Below are 15,855 nucleotides of genomic sequence, written 5' to 3'. Positions count from 1 at the left end.
AATTAATTTTCAATGCACTATAACTCTTAGAGCTGTGCTTCTTGCAATTTCATTTCTTGTTGCTGTTCTTCACCAAATGCTGTGCTTTGGATATGAATATCACCATTAATCAAACCTTGGGAAATGGAAATAAACCCAGCCACTTGTTCATCTGATTGATTTTGCAAATCAGGAAAAATTTGTTTCATTTGCTGAATTGTAACACCTGCTTTGTCAGCTCGTGCTAAAGTTGCAGCACCTGATAGCAGCCTTGCAGTACCTGTTGGATTTGAAAAAGTATTGATTGTGGCATCAATAAATTGTTTGCAAGTTTCTTTAATAAACATTCACTTTATCCTCAAAAATCAGGTTTACTCCACAATACCGAAGATGTCTTCTTCACGCATTACCAACAGCTCTTCGCCGTCGGCTTTTACAGTTTGGCCGCTGTATTTGCCGAAGATCACTTTGTCGCCGACTTTGACATCCAGCGGACGGCGCTCGCCGTCTTTACCGATTTTGCCCGCACCCACGGCGATTACTTCGCCCATGTCGGGTTTTTCAGCAGCCGCACCCGGCAAAACGATGCCGGAGGCGGTTTTTTCTTCAGCTTCTAAGCGTTTGACGACTACGCGGTCGTGTAAAGGGCGGATGGTCATGTCTTAATGCTCCGATAAATAAATAGATTGAAAACAATTGTCTGTCGGACATGACAGACACGGTTTGCTTGAAAATAGCGGCACACTTAGTAGAAAGCCTGCCGTAATGGCGGGTAGATTTGGGTTGTTTGCGACAAATTCAAGGGAAAAAGTAAAAAATTCTATGCAGTCTTTCCAAATATTTTCATACGCAAAAATGCCCGATCACTTATTTTTCAGACGGCCTGACATACAAACTGCAAAATTCGTTTAAAAACAACACAATTTCTTTACAAATGCAGCACAACTCTTTACAACTATTCCTTTTTAATGCATTATTATAAATGATGATTATTCTTAATTGCATATTTTAAAGATAATTCCTCTTTGATTTGGATTTGCTTTTATTTTTTTATTACTGTCATTTTATTAAGGACATTTTCAATGAATACGCCCCTGTTCCGACTAAGCCTGCTGTCACTGACACTGGCAGCCGGTTTTGCACACGCAGAAAATGAAGCCAAAGACAATGTTGTGCTTGATACCGTTACCGTTAAAGGTGACCGCCAAGGCAGCAAAATCAAAACCAATATCGTCACCCTTCGTCAAAAAGACGAAAGCACATCAACCGATTTGCGCGAATTATTAAAAGAAGAACCTGCCATCGATTTCGGCGGCGGTAACGGCACATCCCAACACATGACCTTGCGCGGCATGGGTCAGAACTCTGTCGACATCAAGGTGGACAACGCCTATTCCGACAGCCAAATACTGTATCACCAAGGCCGTTTCATCATCGACCCTGCGCTGGTCAAAATCGTCTCCGTACAGAAAGGCGCGGGCTCGGCATCTGCCGGTATTGGTGCGACCAACGGCGCGATTATTACTAAAACAGTCGATGCCGAAGACTTGCTAAAAGGTTTGGACAAAAACTGGGGCGTGCGCCTCAGCAGCGGCTATGCCAGCAATGACGGCGTAAACTACGGCGCCAGCGTGTTCGGAAAAGCCGGCAACTTCGACGGCTTATTCTCTTACAACCGCAACGATGAAAAAGATTACGAAGCAGGTAAAGGCTACAAAAGTCCCAACGGCGGCAAAACCGTACCTTACAGCGCACTGGACAAACGCAGCTACCTGGCCAAAATCGGAACAACCTTCGGCGACGGCGACCACCGCATCGTGTTGAGCCACATGAAAGACCAGCACCGGGGCATCCGTACTGTGCGTGAAGAGTTTACAATCTTCGAGTCCAACCCTGCAAAAGACAGGCAGAAACCCTCATACCGTGAAACTACCCAATCCAACACCAACTTGGAGTACACGGGTAAAAACCTGGGCTTTGTCGAAAAACTGAACGCCAACGCCTATGTGTTGGAAAACGAACGCTATTCCGCCGATGACAGCGGCAGCGGTTACGCAGGCAATGTGGCAGGTCCGACCACAACCAAAATCACCACCAAAGGTGCAAATATCAACTTCGACAGCCGCCTTGCCGAAAAAACCCTGTTGAAATACGGTGTCAACTACCGCCATCAGGAAATCAAACCTCATACCTTCCTGAATTCGCAATACACCAGCACCAATGCCGCCCTGCAAAGTCTGGTACGCGGATACAGCCTGACCAACCCGACCAAAACCGATTACGGCGTGTATGTCGAAGCCATCCAAGATATCGGCGATGTTACCCTGACCGGCGGTCTGCGTTACGACCATTTCGATATCAAAACCCATGACGGCAAATCGGTTTCAGACGGCAAAGTCAACCCGAGTCTGGGCGTAATTTACCAACCTGTCGAAAACTTGAGCTTCAGCGTAAGCCACAACTACGCCAGCCGCAGCCCGCGCCTGTATGACGCGCTGCAAACCCACGGCAAACGCGGCATCATCTCGATTGCCGACGGCACTAAAGCTGAACGCGCGCGCAATACCGAAATCGGCTTCAACTACAACGACGGCACGTTTGCCGCAAACGGCAGCTACTTCTGGCAGACCATCAAAGACGCGCTTGCCAATCCGCAAAACCGCCACGACTCTGTCGCCATCCGTGAAGCCGTCAACGCCGGCTACGTCAAAAACCACGGTTACGAATTAGGCGCGTCCTACCGTACAGGCGGCCTGACTGCCAAAGTCGGCGTAAGCCACAGCAAACCGCGTTTTTACGATACGCACAAAGATAAATTGTTAAGCGCGAACCCCGAGTTTGGCGCACAAACCGGCCGCACTTGGACGGCCTCCCTTGCCTACCGCTTCCAAAATCCGAATCTGGAAATCGGCTGGCGCGGACGCTATGTTCAAAAAGCCGTGGGTTCGATATTGGTGGCAGGTCAAAAAGGTCGCGACGGCAAACTGGAAAACGTTGTACGCCAAGGTTTCGGTGTGAACGATGTCTTCGCCAACTGGAAACCACTGGGCAAAGACACGCTCAATGTCAATCTTTCAGTCAACAACGTGTTTAACAAGTTCTACTATCCGCACAGCCAACGCTGGACCAATACCCTACCAGGTACCGGACGTGATGTACGCTTGGGCGTGAACTACCGCTTCTAAGCAATCAGCTTGAAAAAGCCGTCTGAAAACAAAAGTTTTCAGACGGCATCTAGCTTTATAATCCGATACAAGTTATCATTTCGATTTACTTTATTTCCGACTACGGAGAAACTCTATGTTACGTTTGACCGCTTTAGCCGTATGCTGCACCCTCGCTTTGGGTGCGTGTTCACCAAAAGATTCTGCTTCCAATCAGGCACAAACTGCTTCCGCTTCTGCCGCCCAAACCGAAGGCGCAAGCCTGACGGTGAAAACCACGCGCGGTGAGGCAACAGTGCCGCAAAATCCGGAGCGTATCGCCGTTTACGATTTGGGCATGCTCGATACTTTAAACAAACTGGGCGTGAAAACCGGTTTGTCCGTCGACAAAAACCGCCTGCCCTACTTGGACGAATATTTCAAAACCACGAAACCTGCCGGCACGCAGTTTGAGCCTGACTACGAAGCACTCAACGCTTACAAACCGCAGCTCATCATCATCGGCAGCCGTGCAGCCAAAGCGTTTGACAAGTTGAACGAGATCGCACCGACCATCGAGATGACCGCCGAAACCGCCAATCTGAAAGAAAGCTCAAAAGAGCGCATCGACGCACTGGGTCAAATCTTCGGCAAACAGGCCGAAGCGGACAAGCTGAAAGCGGAAATCGATGCTTCGTTTGAAGCGGCGAAAACTTCTGCGCAAGGCAAAGGCAAGGGTTTGGTGGTATTGGTCAACGGCGGTAAGATGTCAGCTTTCGGCCCTTCCTCACGTTTGGGCGGTTGGTTGCATAAAGACATCGGCGTTCCCGCTGTTGATGAATCGATTAAAGAAGGCAGCCACGGCCAGCCTATCAGCTTTGAATACCTGAAAGAGAAAAACCCTGATTGGCTGTTTGTTTTGGACCGCGGCGCGGCCATCGGCGAAGAAGGTCAGGCTGCGAAAGATGTGTTGAACAATCCACTGGTTGCCGAAACGACCGCCTGGAAAAAAGGCCAAGTCGTGTACCTCGTGCCGGAAACCTATCTGGCGGCCGGCGGCGCACAAGAATTGCTGAACGCTTCCAAACAGGTCAGCGATGCGTTTAATGCGACCAAGTAATTCGGCGCGGGCATAGCCGCCCGCTTCTTTCAGACGGCCTGAAGGGTTTGATGATACACAGGGTCAAGCTGCTTGACCTGAAGTCATTGGATTTGGGCCGTCTGAAAATACATGGTGCAAATGGACAATTTTTGCCTGTTTGCATCTGTTTTTATGATGGGCAAACCTGCCTTTTTTGCCAAATACCTTAACCCTTCTTTCAGACGGCCTTATTTTTTCCGAACCATTTTATGTTTCACAAACCTTCATTTTTAAATGCGGTCAACGGTGTGGCGCTGCTGATATTGTTTGCCGTCAGCCTGTCGGTCGGCGTGGCCGAATTCAAATGGTCCGCCCTGTTTTCGCTATCCGACAGCCAACAGGTCATGTTCATCAGCCGCCTGCCGCGCACGTTTGCGATTGTGCTGACGGGCGCGTCGATGGCGGTGGCCGGCATGATTATGCAGATTTTGATGCGCAACCGTTTTGTCGAACCGTCGATGGTGGGCGCAAGCCAAAGCGCGGCTCTGGGTTTGCTTCTGATGACCCTGCTGCTTCCGGCCGCGCCGCTGCTGGCAAAAATGTCGGTTGCCGCCGTTGCCGCGCTGATCGGGATGTTGATCTTTATGCTGCTGATCCGCCGCCTGCCGCCGACCGCGCAACTGATGGTGCCTTTGGTCGGGATTATTTTCGGCGGTGTGATTGAGGCGGTGGCCACCTTTATCGCGTATGAAAACGAAATGCTGCAAATGCTCGGCGTGTGGCAACAGGGCGATTTTTCCGGCGTGTTGCTCGGGCGGTATGAATTGTTGTGGGCAACGGGGATTTTGGCTTTGTTTGCCTATTTGATTGCCGACCAGCTGACGATTTTGGGTTTGGGCGAAACGGTAAGCGTGAACTTGGGGCTGAACCGGACGGCGATTCTATGGTCGGGGCTGATTATTGTGGCGCTGATTACGTCTTTGGTGGTCGTGACGGTCGGCAATATTCCGTTTATCGGCTTGGTCGTGCCGAACATCATCAGCCGCCTGATGGGCGACAAACTGCGTCAAAGCCTGCCTGCGGTGGCCTTGCTGGGCGCGTCTTTGGTGTTGCTGTGCGATATTGTCGGACGCGTGATTGTGTTTCCGTTTGAAATTCCGGTCTCTACGGTTTTTGGCGTAATGGGGACGGCTTTGTTTTTGTGGCTTTTATTAAGGAAACCTGCTCATGCCGTCTGAAAAAAATATCGGTTTTATGGCAGGAAGCAGCCGTCCGTTGTGGGTCGCCTTTGCACTGTTGCTGGTTTCCTGCGTCCTGTTTATGACGCTCAACGTCAAAGGCGATTGGGACTTTGTCTTGCACCTGCGCCTGACCAAGCTTACCGCGCTGCTGATGGTCGCCTATGCGGTCGGCGTATCCACGCAACTCTTCCAAACGCTGACCAACAATCCAATTCTGACCCCTTCGATTTTGGGTTTCGATTCGCTGTATGTGTTTTTGCAGACATTGCTGGTGTTTACGCTCGGCGGCGTGGGCTATGCTTCCCTGCCGTTGACGGGTAAATTCGGCTTTGAACTGGTCGTCATGATGGGCGGCTCGCTGCTGCTGTTCTACACGCTCATCAAACAGGGCGGACGCGATTTGTCGCGCATGATTTTAATCGGCGTGATTTTCGGGATTTTGTTCCGCAGCCTGTCATCGCTGCTTTCGCGCATGATTGATCCCGAAGAATTTACCGCCGCGCAGGCGAATATGTTTGCCACCTTCAATACTGTCCATTCAGAATTGTTGGGCATCGGCGCAATCGTGTTGCTCATCAGCGCCGCCGTGATCTGGCGCGAACGCCACCGCCTCGATGTTTACCTGCTCGGCCGCAATCAGGCCATCAATTTGGGCATCAACTACACGCGCAATACCTTATGGCTGCTGCTCTGGATCGCCGCACTGGTTGCAACCGCCACCGCCGTTGTCGGCCCGGTAAGCTTTTTCGGCCTGCTGGTTGCCGCGCTGGCCAACCATTTTTCTCCATCGGTCAAACATTCCGTCCGCCTGCCCATGACTTTTTGTGTCGGCGGCATCCTGTTGGTCGGCGGGCAAACCATCTTCGAACACTTCCTCGGCATGCAGGCCGTATTGAGCGTGGTCGTCGAATTTGCAGGCGGATTGGTATTTTTATATTTGGTGTTGAAAAAGAAATAAATTAAACGTGCCCAAACGTTCGCAAAAATAAACTCAGGCCGTCTGAAACCTTCAGACGGCCTAAGCAAACCCATAAAGGACAACCCTCATGACACAAGAACGCCTTCCTTCATTCTTCGATGAAGCCCCGACCATTACCGTCCAAGACGCATTGGCCGACTTCCTCGGCGCAGCCGAAAACGGCATCTTCACTTACCGCTACGCCGATGCCGTGCGCCTGTGCGGCCACTCCTGCCCGACTGTCGCCGGTGCCTACCTGATGGTGGTCAAAGGCCTGAAAGCCCTTTACGGCGCAGAGCTGCCGCAACGCGGCGACATCGAAGCCTTTATGCAGGGCGAGCGTGACGAAGGCACGACCGGCGTTACCGCTTCCGTCGTCCAACTCCTTACCGGCGCGGCACCCGAAACCGGCTTTGGCGGCGTAGGCCCAGCCGGACGCTTTGCCCGCCGCCACCTCTTGTCCTTTGGTACAGGCGAAATCAACGGCACACTCGCGCTCCGCCGCCGCGATACCGGCAAAACCGTTGCCGTCAGCCTCAATGCCGCGCTCCAACCCTTTGCGCCGCAAATGCGCGACATCATGCCCAAAGCCGTCAGCGGCAGCGCAAGTGCCGACGAACTCAAACAATTCGGCGAGCTTTGGCAAGAACGCGTCCGCGCCTTCCTGATCGACCAAGCCGACAATCCCGAATTTGTTACCGTCAGCGAAATCTAACCACACCATACAGGAATAAAATTCAGACGGCCTCACGCTGAAAGGCCGTCTGAAACTCAAATTTCCACTTGGATCCGCCTATGATTACCATCCGCAACGTCAGCCACACCATCGGCAGCAACCCCATCCTCAACGACGTCAGCCTCGACATTCCCGAAGGCGGCATTACCGCGCTGATCGGCCCGAACGGCGCAGGCAAGTCCACACTCCTCTCCTTTATGGCGCGCCTGCAGCCCTTGGTATACGGCAACATCAGCTACGCAGGCAAAGACATCAAAACCACCCCCACCGCCGAACTCGCCCGCACGCTCTCCATCCTCACCCAAGAAAACAGCATCATGAGCCGCATTACCGTGCGCGACCTGCTCATGTTCGGCCGCTATCCCTACCACCAAGGCAGGCCGTCTGAAACGGATAAAACCATCGTCGAAGAAGCGCTTGCCGAGTTCCACCTGCAAGACTTCGCCGACCGCTACCTGACCGAGCTTTCCGGCGGCCAACGCCAACGCGCCATGATTGCCATGGTGTTCTGCCAGCGCACCGACTACGTTTTGCTGGACGAACCGCTGAACAACCTCGACATGTATCATGCCCGCTCCCTCATGCAAATCCTGCGCCGACTGACCGACGAACACAAACGCACCACCGTCGTCGTCCTGCACGACATCAACCAGGCCGCCGCCTACGCCGATTACGTCGTCGCCATGAAAAACGGCCAAGTCGCCATGCAGGGCAAGCCCAACGATATTTTCACCGCCGAAAACATCAAAACCCTATTCGATATGGACGTCAACGTCCTCGATTACGAAGGCAAAAAACTGGTTATCCACCATATCTAAATCCGACAAAAAGGCCGTCTGAAACCCGATTGCTCAGGTTTCAGACGGCCTTTGCCTATTCAAAGCGTTTATTTTTTATCGTACAAACCGCGCACCACGCGACCGATCGCGGCAATGCCTTTTTCCAGCGTTTCCGCGTCCTGCGCAATGCTCATGCGGATACACTCGTGCGCGTGCGGATAGTCTTGCGTATCGATGCCGACGAAGAAATGCTCGCCCGGAATAATCAGCGTGCCTTCGGCTTTGAGCATTTCGTACAAGGTTTGCGACGAAACAGGCAGGTTTTCAAACCAAAGCCATAAGAAAATCGCACCTTCAGGCTTGTGGATTTTCAACGGATACGCGCCCAATTCACGCTTGAGCAGGGAAACCGCCGCTTGCGCCTGCTGACGGTAAAACGGCTGAATCACTTGGTCGGCCAGCTGTTTCAGACGGCCGTCGTTCAACAGCGGAGCCGCAATCGCCGCACCGAAACGCGTAGGCGACAGGTTCACAATCGCATTCAAACTGCTGACGGCTTTGACCACTTCCGGCGCGGCGATAATAATGCCGGTACGCACGCCGGGTAGGCCGATTTTAGAAAGACTGAAGCAAAGGATAATGTTTTCGTGCCAGTTGAGCGTCACATCGCTGTAAATAATATTCGGGAACGGCATTCCGTAAGCGTTGTCGATAATCAGCGGAATCCCGTGTTCCTGCGCCAATGCGTCCAAACGCGCCATCTCGCCGTCGGTCAACACATTACCGGTCGGGTTGGTCGGACGCGAACAGCAAATCGCACCGATTTTGCCCTCTTTCAATTCAGGCAGGCTCTCCAGCGCGTCAAAGTCCACTCGGTATTTGAAAAAGCCCGCTTCGCCTTCGTGTTCGACATTTTCGATTTTCGGCTTCACCGAAATAAAATGCTGCCCTTCGACATGCACGTCCGCATAACCGATATATTCAGGCGCAAGCGGCAACAAAATCGCTTTTTCAGCCGTTTGGCCGTCTGAAAGATTGAATTTGCCGCCAAACAGGTTGAACAAATAGAAAAACGCGTTTTGCGAACCATTGGTCAACGCGATATTGTCCGCCGTCAGATTCCAGCCGTATTCACGGTTAAGAAACTCCGTCAAAGCCGCAATCAGCGCCGCATCGCCCTGCGGATTGGAATAATTGCCGATATTCTCAACAGCATGTTCCGCCGCCAACTTGGAAAACACATCGGCGAACACCGCATTGACTTCAGCAATCTTCGCTGGATTGCCGCCGCCAAGCATATTGACGGGCTTGTCACTTTTGAGCGCATCGCCCAAATCGTCCATCAACTGCAAAATACCGCTGTGTTGTGTGAATTTTTCGCCGAATGCTGAAAACTGCATGGAAACTCCGTTGCTGAGTGTGTAAAAAAATAAACCACTATTATAAGAACAAAGGCCGTCTGAAAACCAGTTATCCTGATTTTTCAGACAGCCTATTTGACGGAATGGTGGCTTGATACAACCTTATTGGTCTACAGGTATTATTTCTTCCTGCCAAAAATCAATGATATCACCGACAAGATCAAGAAACCGGCAAATAAAATTTTGGCTATGCCTGCCGCACTACCTGCAATACCACCGAAACCTAATACAGCTGCAATAATAGCGATGATAAAGAAAACGATCGAATAATGAAGCATGATTTTTTCCTTTCGGTTTAATATAAAAACGGTCGAGAGAGACACGACCGTTTATTGGGAAATTCAACGGTCTTAGCTGTTCAACCAATCATCAATTTCTTTTTCAGCTTCATCTTTAGTGCGACCGTAACGCTCTTGGAGCTTACCAGCCAACTGATCGCGCTTGCCTTCGATGATTTCTAAATCATCGTTTGTCAACTCGCCCCATTTTTCTTTGGCTTTACCTTTAAGTTGCTCCCATTTTCCTTTGATAATATCTTCATTCATGGTTATACCATCCTATCTTATTGATTAATATTTAACTCACGGATAAAACCGCTTGCATTTAACCTTACTTGATAATTTTTTAATTTGCAAGCAATGCCAATGCTGATTTTTTAATCAGCTACCCAATATTTTATTAATTTCATAAATAATCAATAAGTTATATAAAATTGTTAAATTTTGAAAATATTAAGATATTATTGATTACCGCCTTTTAAGTGTATTCTTTAAATCAATCGACCTCACTATAAAAAACAGGCCGTCTGAAAATCTTTCAGACGGCCTTTACTATCCAATCTTTCCTTTAACGGCCAAAATTCTCGCGGCGTTCGCGCCAGTCTTGGCGGATGGAGCCGCTTTTGCCGACCGGAGTATCTTGTTCGACTTCCCAAATAAAATTCGTTCCGCCACCAATCGGATGCGAACCGCGCAAGCCGATGTGGCTGCCTTGATCGGCAACGGCGGTTCGGCTATATGTTTGGCCGCCGAAACGGGTTTGCGAGGTTTCGATGCCGCTTTTGATGTTGCCGTAAAGCTGTACGTCGGCATGTGCGGCAAGTGAGGCGGTGGAAAGTGCGGCAGTGAGGAGAAGTTTTAAGTTCATGGTTTATCCTTTTTTGGAGAGGAATTGTGTGACGATTGTATCGGCCTTGTGCGTAAACAAGTTACAATTCTTGCAAAATCTGACAGGAGTTTTGATGATGCGCTCTTTACGCGCCGCCGCTGTGCAAATGGTGTCGTCCACCGACCCAGAAACCAATATTGCCACCATGAAGCGCTTTGTCCGCGAGGCTGCCGAACAAGGGGCGGATTGGGTGTTGCTGCCCGAATATTGGCCGCTGATGGGCAAAAACGATACGGACAAGCTGGCATTTGCCGAGCCTTTGGACGATGAACGAGTTGGCGAAACCTGCCACACCCGTTTTCAGACGGCCTTAAGCGAAACGGCAAGGGAATGCGGCGTGGTGTTGTTTGGCGGTACGGTTCCGCTGCAAAGCCCAGACGCTGGCAAGGTGATGAACACAATGCTGGTGTATGACCGCGACGGCAATCGAATCGGGCTTTACCACAAAATGCACCTTTTCGGCTTTTCCGGTTTGGGCGAACGCTACGCTGAAGCCGATACGATACTGGCAGGAAGCGATGTGCCGAAGTTAAGCGTGGACGATGTTCCGCTGGCGGCCGGCGTCTGCTACGATTTGCGCTTTCCTGAATTTTTCCGCGCCCAGCAGCCGTTTGATGTTTTGCTGTTACCGGCTGCGTTTACCTATACGACCGGCAAGGCGCATTGGGAATTGCTGCTACGCACCCGTGCGGTGGAAAACCAATGCTACGTCATTGCATCGGCACAAGGCGGACTGCATGAAAGCGGCCGCCGCACATTCGGCCACAGTATGATTATCGACCCTTGGGGCGATGTGTTGGCGACGTTGCCGGAAGGCGAAGGCGTGATTTGTGCCGATTTGGATACTGCGCGCCTGCAAAGCGTGCGCACGCACCTGCCTGCCCTGAAACACCGATTACTTTAAACACGCACTATGTCCCAGTTCCAACCCACACGCATTCTCGGCATCGACCCCGGCAGCCGCGTGACCGGCTTCGGCGTGATTGATGTCCACGGCCGCGAGCATCATTATGTTGCTTCCGGCTGTATCAAAACGCCGACCGGCGCGTCGCTTTCCGAACGCATCGCCGTGATTGTCCGCCATATCGACGAAATCATCCGCCACTATCAGCCTCATCAGGCGGCCATCGAGCAAGTGTTCGTCAACGTCAACCCGGCCGCGACTTTGATGCTCGGTCAGGCACGCGGTGCGGCGATTGCCGCTTTAGTCATGCACGATTTGCCCGTATTTGAATACACCGCGCTTCAGGTCAAGCAGGCTGTGGTCGGCAAGGGCAAGGCCGCCAAAGAGCAGGTGCAGCATATGGTGGTCCAAATGCTTGCACTTTCAGGCACGCCTCAAGCCGATGCCGCCGACGGACTCGCCGTCGCCCTTACCCACGCCCTGCGCAATCACGGATTGGCTTCGCAACTCAACCCTGACGGCCTACAGGTCAAGCGCGGCCGTTTCCAATGGTAAGCCGACATTCAGGCCGTCTGAAATAGTGTTCCAGCCCGTTTTCAGACGGCCTTTCGGTTATAATAACCCTTTGCCCACATACAGCGAGCCTTCATGAAAGCCGCCTTCCTTTTTCTCTACCTCATCCGCCTGCTGCCTTTTTGCGTGTTGCACAAGATTGCCGACGCGATCGGCATTCTCGCTTATTACGCGGTCAAACCGCGCCGCAAAGTCGGCGAGGTCAACCTCAAAAAATGCTTTCCCGAGCTGAGCGACAGCCAGCGCACTGCCCTGCTCAAACGCCATTTCCAACACATGGCCAAGCTGATGCTCGAATACGGCCTCTACTGGTACGCGCCTGCGGACAAGCTGCGCTCGTTGGTACGCTATCAAGACAAACACCATCTCGATGAAGCCCTCGCCGCCGGCGAAAAAGTCATCATCCTCTATCCGCACTTTACCGCATTTGAAATGGCGGTTTACACGCTCAATCAGGATGTGCCGCTGACCAGCATGTATTCGCACCAAAAAAACAAAGCCCTGGACGAGCAAATCCTGAAAGGCCGCCATCGCTACAACAATGTGTTCCTGATCGGCCGCACAGAAGGCCTGCGCGCCATCATCAAACACCTGCGCAAAAGCGATGCGCCCTTTCTTTATCTGCCCGACCAAGACTTCGGCCGCAACGATTCCATTTTCGTCAATTTCTTCGGCATTCAGACGGCCACGATTACCGGCCTCAGCCGTATCGCCGGCATGACCAAAGCCAAAATCATTCCCGCCATCCCCACGCGCGAAGCCGACAATACCGTAACCCTGCGCTTCTATCCGGCTTGGGACAATTTCCCGACCGAAGATGTCGAAGCCGACACCCAGCGCATGAACGACTTCATCGAAGAGCGGGTACGCGAGCATCCCGAACAATATTTCTGGCTGCACAAACGCTTCAAAACCCGTCCCGAAGGCGAAAGCAGCTTTTATTGACTACATCGAATTACAATTTAAATATGCAAAAGCGGCAAAATCCTTCTTTCTCCGCTTTCTCATTTTAATTGAATCAAACCAAAATTCATGTTCGAATCCAAACAATCAAATAATATTCCGCTTTAAAAACAGATTTTTTCAGTGCAATTGAAACTTTCAAACAACCCTATATTTTTTCTCAAACGAAAAACGTCCAGTTTAATACACTTTTTCATTTATATATTAAATTTAATTTATTTTAAAAACAATATGTTACAAAATAGTTCATCTGAAAAAATACATTTTAATCATCCAAAATATGAAATAAAATTAAATTATAATTTAAAAAAATAAAATAAATATCTAACTTTTGAATAATTATGAAATATAATTGCAAAAATATGACAAAATCTGAAATTTATACCGAAACAAGTCTTCAGAAAAAAATACTTGGCAAACTGTAAAAATTCGCGTAAATTTCACTACATTAAATTACAAAATGTTCAAACGGCCTCGCCGGTTTTAGATACTTTTGTAAACAGTTTTCTGATATTGCAAGAAATTGCGGTATTTTAGAGGATTTCGGTGCAATGCCCGAAATGAAAGTTTACTGATGCAGAGTTGAGCTGCATCTGTAAAGCCGCAGGTGAAAGCCTGTATTGTTTGTGAAGCGTAAATCTCTGATTTGAGGTATTGGGGCAATCCTGTGGGGGATTGCCTCTTTTTTTATCTGCGCCGTCATGCCACAATGACATCATCCCTTATCCAACCCGATCACGCCATGACTCCGATACTCGCCTTCGACATTGAAACCATTCCCGACGTACACGGCATCCGCCAGCTTTACGATTTGCCAGCCGATTTGCCCGACAACGAAGTCGTCCTGTTTGCCCAGCAGCAACGCCGTGCCAAAACCGGCAGCGACTTTATGCAACACCATCTGCACCAAGTCGTCGCCATCTCCTGCTGTATGCGCTGGGGGCAAGACAAAATCCGCGTCAGTACCATCGGCGATCCCGAAGACAGCGAAGAAGTCATGATTGCCAAGTTCTTCGAGGTCATCGAAAACTATACGCCGCAACTTGTCAGCTGGAACGGCGGCGGTTTCGATCTGCCCGTCCTCCACTACCGCGCCCTGATACACGGCATCAGCGCCGCCCGCTATTGGGACATGGGCGACGGCGATTTTGGCGACAGCCGCGACTTTAAGTGGAACAACTACATCAGCCGCTACCACACCCGCCATTGCGACCTGATGGATTTGCTCGCCCTCTACCAACCGCGTGCCAGCGTGCCTTTGGACGATATGGCCAAACTCTGCGGCTTCCCCGGCAAACTGGGTATGGACGGCAGCAAAGTTTGGGACGCTTATCATGCAGGCCGTCTGAAAGACATCCGCGATTATTGTGAAACCGATGCCGCCAATACCTACCTGATGTACATGCGCTTTCGCATGATGAGCGGCGCGCTCGATGCCGACGAATACGAAGTCGAAATTAAACGCATCAAACATTATCTGGCCGCACAAGCCGAAGAAAAACAACATTGGGCGGAGTTCGTCGCTGCTTGGCGTTAAACCAGGCCGTCTGAACAGACAAACCAGAAAACCAAAAGGGCGTGATCGACACGCCCTTTTTTATATTTCGACAAATCATGCCCATTAAGCAGGCAAACGCCCCAGCGTTACCCTATCCAATCCAGCCAAATCCTGTTCGGTTGCCACTTCGGCAAAACCGTTCTCAAGCATAATGTTCCGCACTGCTTCGCCTTGGTCGTAGCCGTGTTCAAACAGCAGCCAGCCGTTGGCTTTCAAGTATTTGGGGGCTTCTTGGGTAATGTGGCGGATATGGCTGAGGCCGTCTGAAAAGTCGGTCAACGCATTTTGCGGTTCAAACCTCAAATCGCCTTGCGACAAATGTTCATCGCCGTCCTCGATGTACGGCGGATTGGAAACAATCACATCGTATCGGCCTTCAGACGGCCTGTCGGTATCAAACCACGAACCCTGCGCAAACTCGACTTTTGCGCCCAATTCGGCCGCATTTTGACGGGCAGTATCCAAAGCACCAACGCTGATGTCGGATGCGCGAACATCAGCATCAACGCGTTCAAGCGCGACGGTCACGGCAATGGCGCCGCTGCCCGTCCCCAAGTCCCACACACGGCCTTGCGGCGGCAAGCGTTTGAGCACGGCTTCCACCAAATGCTCGGTTTCAGGGCGTGGAATCAGCACATGGGGATTGACGGCAAAACGTCTCCCGTAAAACTCGCGTTCGCCCAACAGATAGGCCATCGGCTCGCCTTTCAGACGGCGTTGAGCCAAAGCCTCCAAGGTTTGCAGGGCAGAGTCTGCCAAATCGTCCGTACCGCGTGTAACCAGTTGCGCGCGCGTGTAACCCAGTGCATATTGCAACAACATCCGCGCTTCATTTTTGGGCAGCGCCGATTGGCGCAGCCATTCATCAAGCGTCATTTTTCGTCCCATCTGCCAGCATTGTTGCTTTTCTTTCCTTATTCTTTCCGGCAAACGTGCCGATGGTGGCAACCGCAAATGCGGCATACCACAAATAAAATCCTGCACCGTAGCGCACAATATCCGATGTATTCCCTGCTTCATCAACGTGTACGGCTTTCACACTGAAAGCCACCAGCGCCAAGCCCCAAAGTGCCGCATGGACAGGCACGACCTTCTTCCGCAACGCCAACAAAACAATGGCCGCCAACCAAACATAATTAGCATAGGCCGCACAATATCTGATGTCCAAAGAAGCAAATATCGACCCCAAAATCAAAACGGTCAAACCCTTCATGCTTTCATGATTGCCCAAATAAAATGCAACATTGGACAAAGACGCGATCCACAGGGCAACCGACACCAGCAACATCACTATGAGAAAACTTGATTTCCGATTCTGTTCCTGCATGGTTTTATCCTAATGTAAAAGGCCG

General features: G+C 50.9%; 18 protein-coding genes. 10 read left to right on the top strand and 8 right to left on the bottom strand.

The window, feature by feature from the left end:
- Window positions 1-26: 26 nt before the first annotated feature.
- Together HMPREF2865_RS11260 and groES are read right to left on the bottom strand one after the other, a co-directional pair.
- Window positions 27-326 (bottom strand): hypothetical protein, encoded by a 300-nt coding sequence (locus tag HMPREF2865_RS11260; protein ID WP_070647251.1) that lies wholly within the window; start codon window positions 324-326, stop codon window positions 27-29.
- A 24-nt stretch (window positions 327-350) separates the two neighbouring features.
- Window positions 351-638, bottom strand: a complete 288-nt coding sequence (groES, locus tag HMPREF2865_RS11255) for a co-chaperone GroES (RefSeq protein ID WP_003684150.1) — start codon at window positions 636-638, stop codon at window positions 351-353.
- A 423-nt stretch (window positions 639-1,061) separates the two neighbouring features.
- On the opposite strand from groES, the gene HMPREF2865_RS11250 reads away from it, so the two are divergent.
- The 6 genes from HMPREF2865_RS11250 to HMPREF2865_RS11225 all read left to right on the top strand — a co-directional run bounded on the left by HMPREF2865_RS11250 (window position 1,062) and on the right by HMPREF2865_RS11225 (window position 7,956).
- The gene (locus tag HMPREF2865_RS11250) at window positions 1,062-3,164 is read left to right on the top strand and encodes a TonB-dependent siderophore receptor (protein ID WP_070460546.1); all 2,103 of its coding nucleotides are present in this window, start codon (window positions 1,062-1,064) and stop codon (window positions 3,162-3,164) included.
- 115 nt (window positions 3,165-3,279) lie between these two features.
- Window positions 3,280-4,242 (top strand): siderophore ABC transporter substrate-binding protein, encoded by a 963-nt coding sequence (locus HMPREF2865_RS11245; protein WP_070647250.1) that lies wholly within the window; start codon window positions 3,280-3,282, stop codon window positions 4,240-4,242.
- Between the two features lie 230 nt (window positions 4,243-4,472).
- Window positions 4,473-5,441, top strand: coding sequence for an ABC transporter permease (locus tag HMPREF2865_RS11240; protein WP_070647249.1), 969 nt, complete (start codon window positions 4,473-4,475; stop codon window positions 5,439-5,441).
- Window positions 5,431-6,402: an iron chelate uptake ABC transporter family permease subunit gene (locus tag HMPREF2865_RS11235; RefSeq protein ID WP_070647248.1), complete on the top strand. Its 972-nt coding sequence runs from the start codon at window positions 5,431-5,433 to the stop codon at window positions 6,400-6,402. Before HMPREF2865_RS11240 ends, HMPREF2865_RS11235 begins: the two co-directional genes overlap by 11 nt.
- Window positions 6,403-6,490: 88 nt before the next feature.
- On the top strand, window positions 6,491-7,117 hold the full coding sequence (locus HMPREF2865_RS11230; protein ID WP_070647247.1) for an FmdE family protein: 627 nt from the start codon (window positions 6,491-6,493) through the stop codon (window positions 7,115-7,117).
- Between the two features lie 80 nt (window positions 7,118-7,197).
- On the top strand, window positions 7,198-7,956 hold the full coding sequence (locus HMPREF2865_RS11225; RefSeq protein ID WP_070647246.1) for an iron ABC transporter ATP-binding protein: 759 nt from the start codon (window positions 7,198-7,200) through the stop codon (window positions 7,954-7,956).
- 68 nt (window positions 7,957-8,024) lie between these two features.
- On the opposite strand, the gene HMPREF2865_RS11220 is transcribed toward HMPREF2865_RS11225, so the two are convergent.
- The 4 genes from HMPREF2865_RS11220 to HMPREF2865_RS11205 form a co-directional block, all read right to left on the bottom strand.
- Window positions 8,025-9,317, bottom strand: coding sequence for a valine--pyruvate transaminase (locus HMPREF2865_RS11220; protein WP_070647245.1), 1,293 nt, complete (start codon window positions 9,315-9,317; stop codon window positions 8,025-8,027).
- 140 nt (window positions 9,318-9,457) lie between these two features.
- Entirely contained in the window at window positions 9,458-9,616 is a 159-nt protein-coding gene (locus HMPREF2865_RS11215) for a DUF1328 domain-containing protein (RefSeq protein ID WP_039862543.1), read from the bottom strand.
- Between the two features lie 72 nt (window positions 9,617-9,688).
- Entirely contained in the window at window positions 9,689-9,883 is a 195-nt protein-coding gene (locus HMPREF2865_RS11210) for a CsbD family protein (protein WP_063068317.1), read from the bottom strand.
- 301 nt (window positions 9,884-10,184) lie between these two features.
- Window positions 10,185-10,484, bottom strand: a complete 300-nt coding sequence (locus HMPREF2865_RS11205; RefSeq protein ID WP_070647244.1) for a porin — start codon at window positions 10,482-10,484, stop codon at window positions 10,185-10,187.
- A 94-nt stretch (window positions 10,485-10,578) separates the two neighbouring features.
- Here HMPREF2865_RS11205 and HMPREF2865_RS11200 point away from each other — a divergent pair, with 94 nt between their 5' ends.
- From HMPREF2865_RS11200 to HMPREF2865_RS11185, 4 genes are all read left to right on the top strand, one after another.
- On the top strand, window positions 10,579-11,409 hold the full coding sequence (locus tag HMPREF2865_RS11200) for a carbon-nitrogen hydrolase family protein (RefSeq protein WP_070647243.1): 831 nt from the start codon (window positions 10,579-10,581) through the stop codon (window positions 11,407-11,409).
- Between the two features lie 9 nt (window positions 11,410-11,418).
- Window positions 11,419-11,964, top strand: a complete 546-nt coding sequence (ruvC, locus tag HMPREF2865_RS11195) for a crossover junction endodeoxyribonuclease RuvC (RefSeq protein WP_003684216.1) — start codon at window positions 11,419-11,421, stop codon at window positions 11,962-11,964.
- A 78-nt stretch (window positions 11,965-12,042) separates the two neighbouring features.
- Window positions 12,043-12,927: a lipid A biosynthesis lauroyl acyltransferase gene (locus HMPREF2865_RS11190; RefSeq protein ID WP_256388722.1), complete on the top strand. Its 885-nt coding sequence runs from the start codon at window positions 12,043-12,045 to the stop codon at window positions 12,925-12,927.
- 760 nt (window positions 12,928-13,687) lie between these two features.
- Entirely contained in the window at window positions 13,688-14,482 is a 795-nt protein-coding gene (locus tag HMPREF2865_RS11185) for a 3'-5' exonuclease (RefSeq protein WP_070460568.1), read from the top strand.
- A gap of 84 nt (window positions 14,483-14,566) precedes the next feature.
- Here the strand turns inward: HMPREF2865_RS11185 and prmC are convergent, their stop codons facing one another.
- Window positions 14,567-15,379 (bottom strand): peptide chain release factor N(5)-glutamine methyltransferase, encoded by an 813-nt coding sequence (gene prmC, locus HMPREF2865_RS11180; protein WP_070460570.1) that lies wholly within the window; start codon window positions 15,377-15,379, stop codon window positions 14,567-14,569.
- A complete protein-coding gene (locus HMPREF2865_RS11175; protein ID WP_070460571.1) occupies window positions 15,369-15,830 on the bottom strand; it encodes a hypothetical protein in 462 nt (153 codons plus the stop codon). Before HMPREF2865_RS11175 ends, prmC begins: the two co-directional genes overlap by 11 nt.
- Between the last annotated feature and the right edge of the window lie 25 nt (window positions 15,831-15,855).

The sequence above is a fragment of the Neisseria sp. HMSC073G10 genome (genome assembly GCF_001812605.1).
In the GTDB taxonomy this organism is placed as follows: Bacteria; Pseudomonadota; Gammaproteobacteria; order Burkholderiales; family Neisseriaceae; genus Neisseria; species Neisseria subflava_A.
The sequence above is the reverse complement of the archived record's forward strand: the minus strand, read 5'-3'. Positions and strand labels throughout refer to the sequence as shown.

Bases quoted from the DNA above. Each gene is read 5' to 3' on its own strand.
- ruvC (WP_003684216.1), top strand. From the start codon at position 11,419: ATGTCCCAGTTCCAACCCACACGCATTCTCGGCATCGACCCCGGCAGC.
- HMPREF2865_RS11235 (WP_070647248.1), top strand. From the start codon at position 5,431: ATGCCGTCTGAAAAAAATATCGGTTTTATGGCAGGAAGCAGCCGTCCG.
- HMPREF2865_RS11215 (WP_039862543.1), bottom strand. From the start codon at position 9,616: ATGCTTCATTATTCGATCGTTTTCTTTATCATCGCTATTATTGCAGCT.
- HMPREF2865_RS11250 (WP_070460546.1), top strand. From the start codon at position 1,062: ATGAATACGCCCCTGTTCCGACTAAGCCTGCTGTCACTGACACTGGCA.
- HMPREF2865_RS11245 (WP_070647250.1), top strand. From the start codon at position 3,280: ATGTTACGTTTGACCGCTTTAGCCGTATGCTGCACCCTCGCTTTGGGT.
- HMPREF2865_RS11260 (WP_070647251.1), bottom strand. From the start codon at position 326: ATGTTTATTAAAGAAACTTGCAAACAATTTATTGATGCCACAATCAAT.
- HMPREF2865_RS11185 (WP_070460568.1), top strand. From the start codon at position 13,688: ATGACTCCGATACTCGCCTTCGACATTGAAACCATTCCCGACGTACAC.
- HMPREF2865_RS11230 (WP_070647247.1), top strand. From the start codon at position 6,491: ATGACACAAGAACGCCTTCCTTCATTCTTCGATGAAGCCCCGACCATT.
- HMPREF2865_RS11210 (WP_063068317.1), bottom strand. From the start codon at position 9,883: ATGAATGAAGATATTATCAAAGGAAAATGGGAGCAACTTAAAGGTAAA.
- HMPREF2865_RS11205 (WP_070647244.1), bottom strand. From the start codon at position 10,484: ATGAACTTAAAACTTCTCCTCACTGCCGCACTTTCCACCGCCTCACTT.
- HMPREF2865_RS11175 (WP_070460571.1), bottom strand. From the start codon at position 15,830: ATGCAGGAACAGAATCGGAAATCAAGTTTTCTCATAGTGATGTTGCTG.
- HMPREF2865_RS11200 (WP_070647243.1), top strand. From the start codon at position 10,579: ATGATGCGCTCTTTACGCGCCGCCGCTGTGCAAATGGTGTCGTCCACC.
- prmC (WP_070460570.1), bottom strand. From the start codon at position 15,379: ATGACGCTTGATGAATGGCTGCGCCAATCGGCGCTGCCCAAAAATGAA.
- HMPREF2865_RS11240 (WP_070647249.1), top strand. From the start codon at position 4,473: ATGTTTCACAAACCTTCATTTTTAAATGCGGTCAACGGTGTGGCGCTG.
- HMPREF2865_RS11220 (WP_070647245.1), bottom strand. From the start codon at position 9,317: ATGCAGTTTTCAGCATTCGGCGAAAAATTCACACAACACAGCGGTATT.
- groES (WP_003684150.1), bottom strand. From the start codon at position 638: ATGACCATCCGCCCTTTACACGACCGCGTAGTCGTCAAACGCTTAGAA.
- HMPREF2865_RS11225 (WP_070647246.1), top strand. From the start codon at position 7,198: ATGATTACCATCCGCAACGTCAGCCACACCATCGGCAGCAACCCCATC.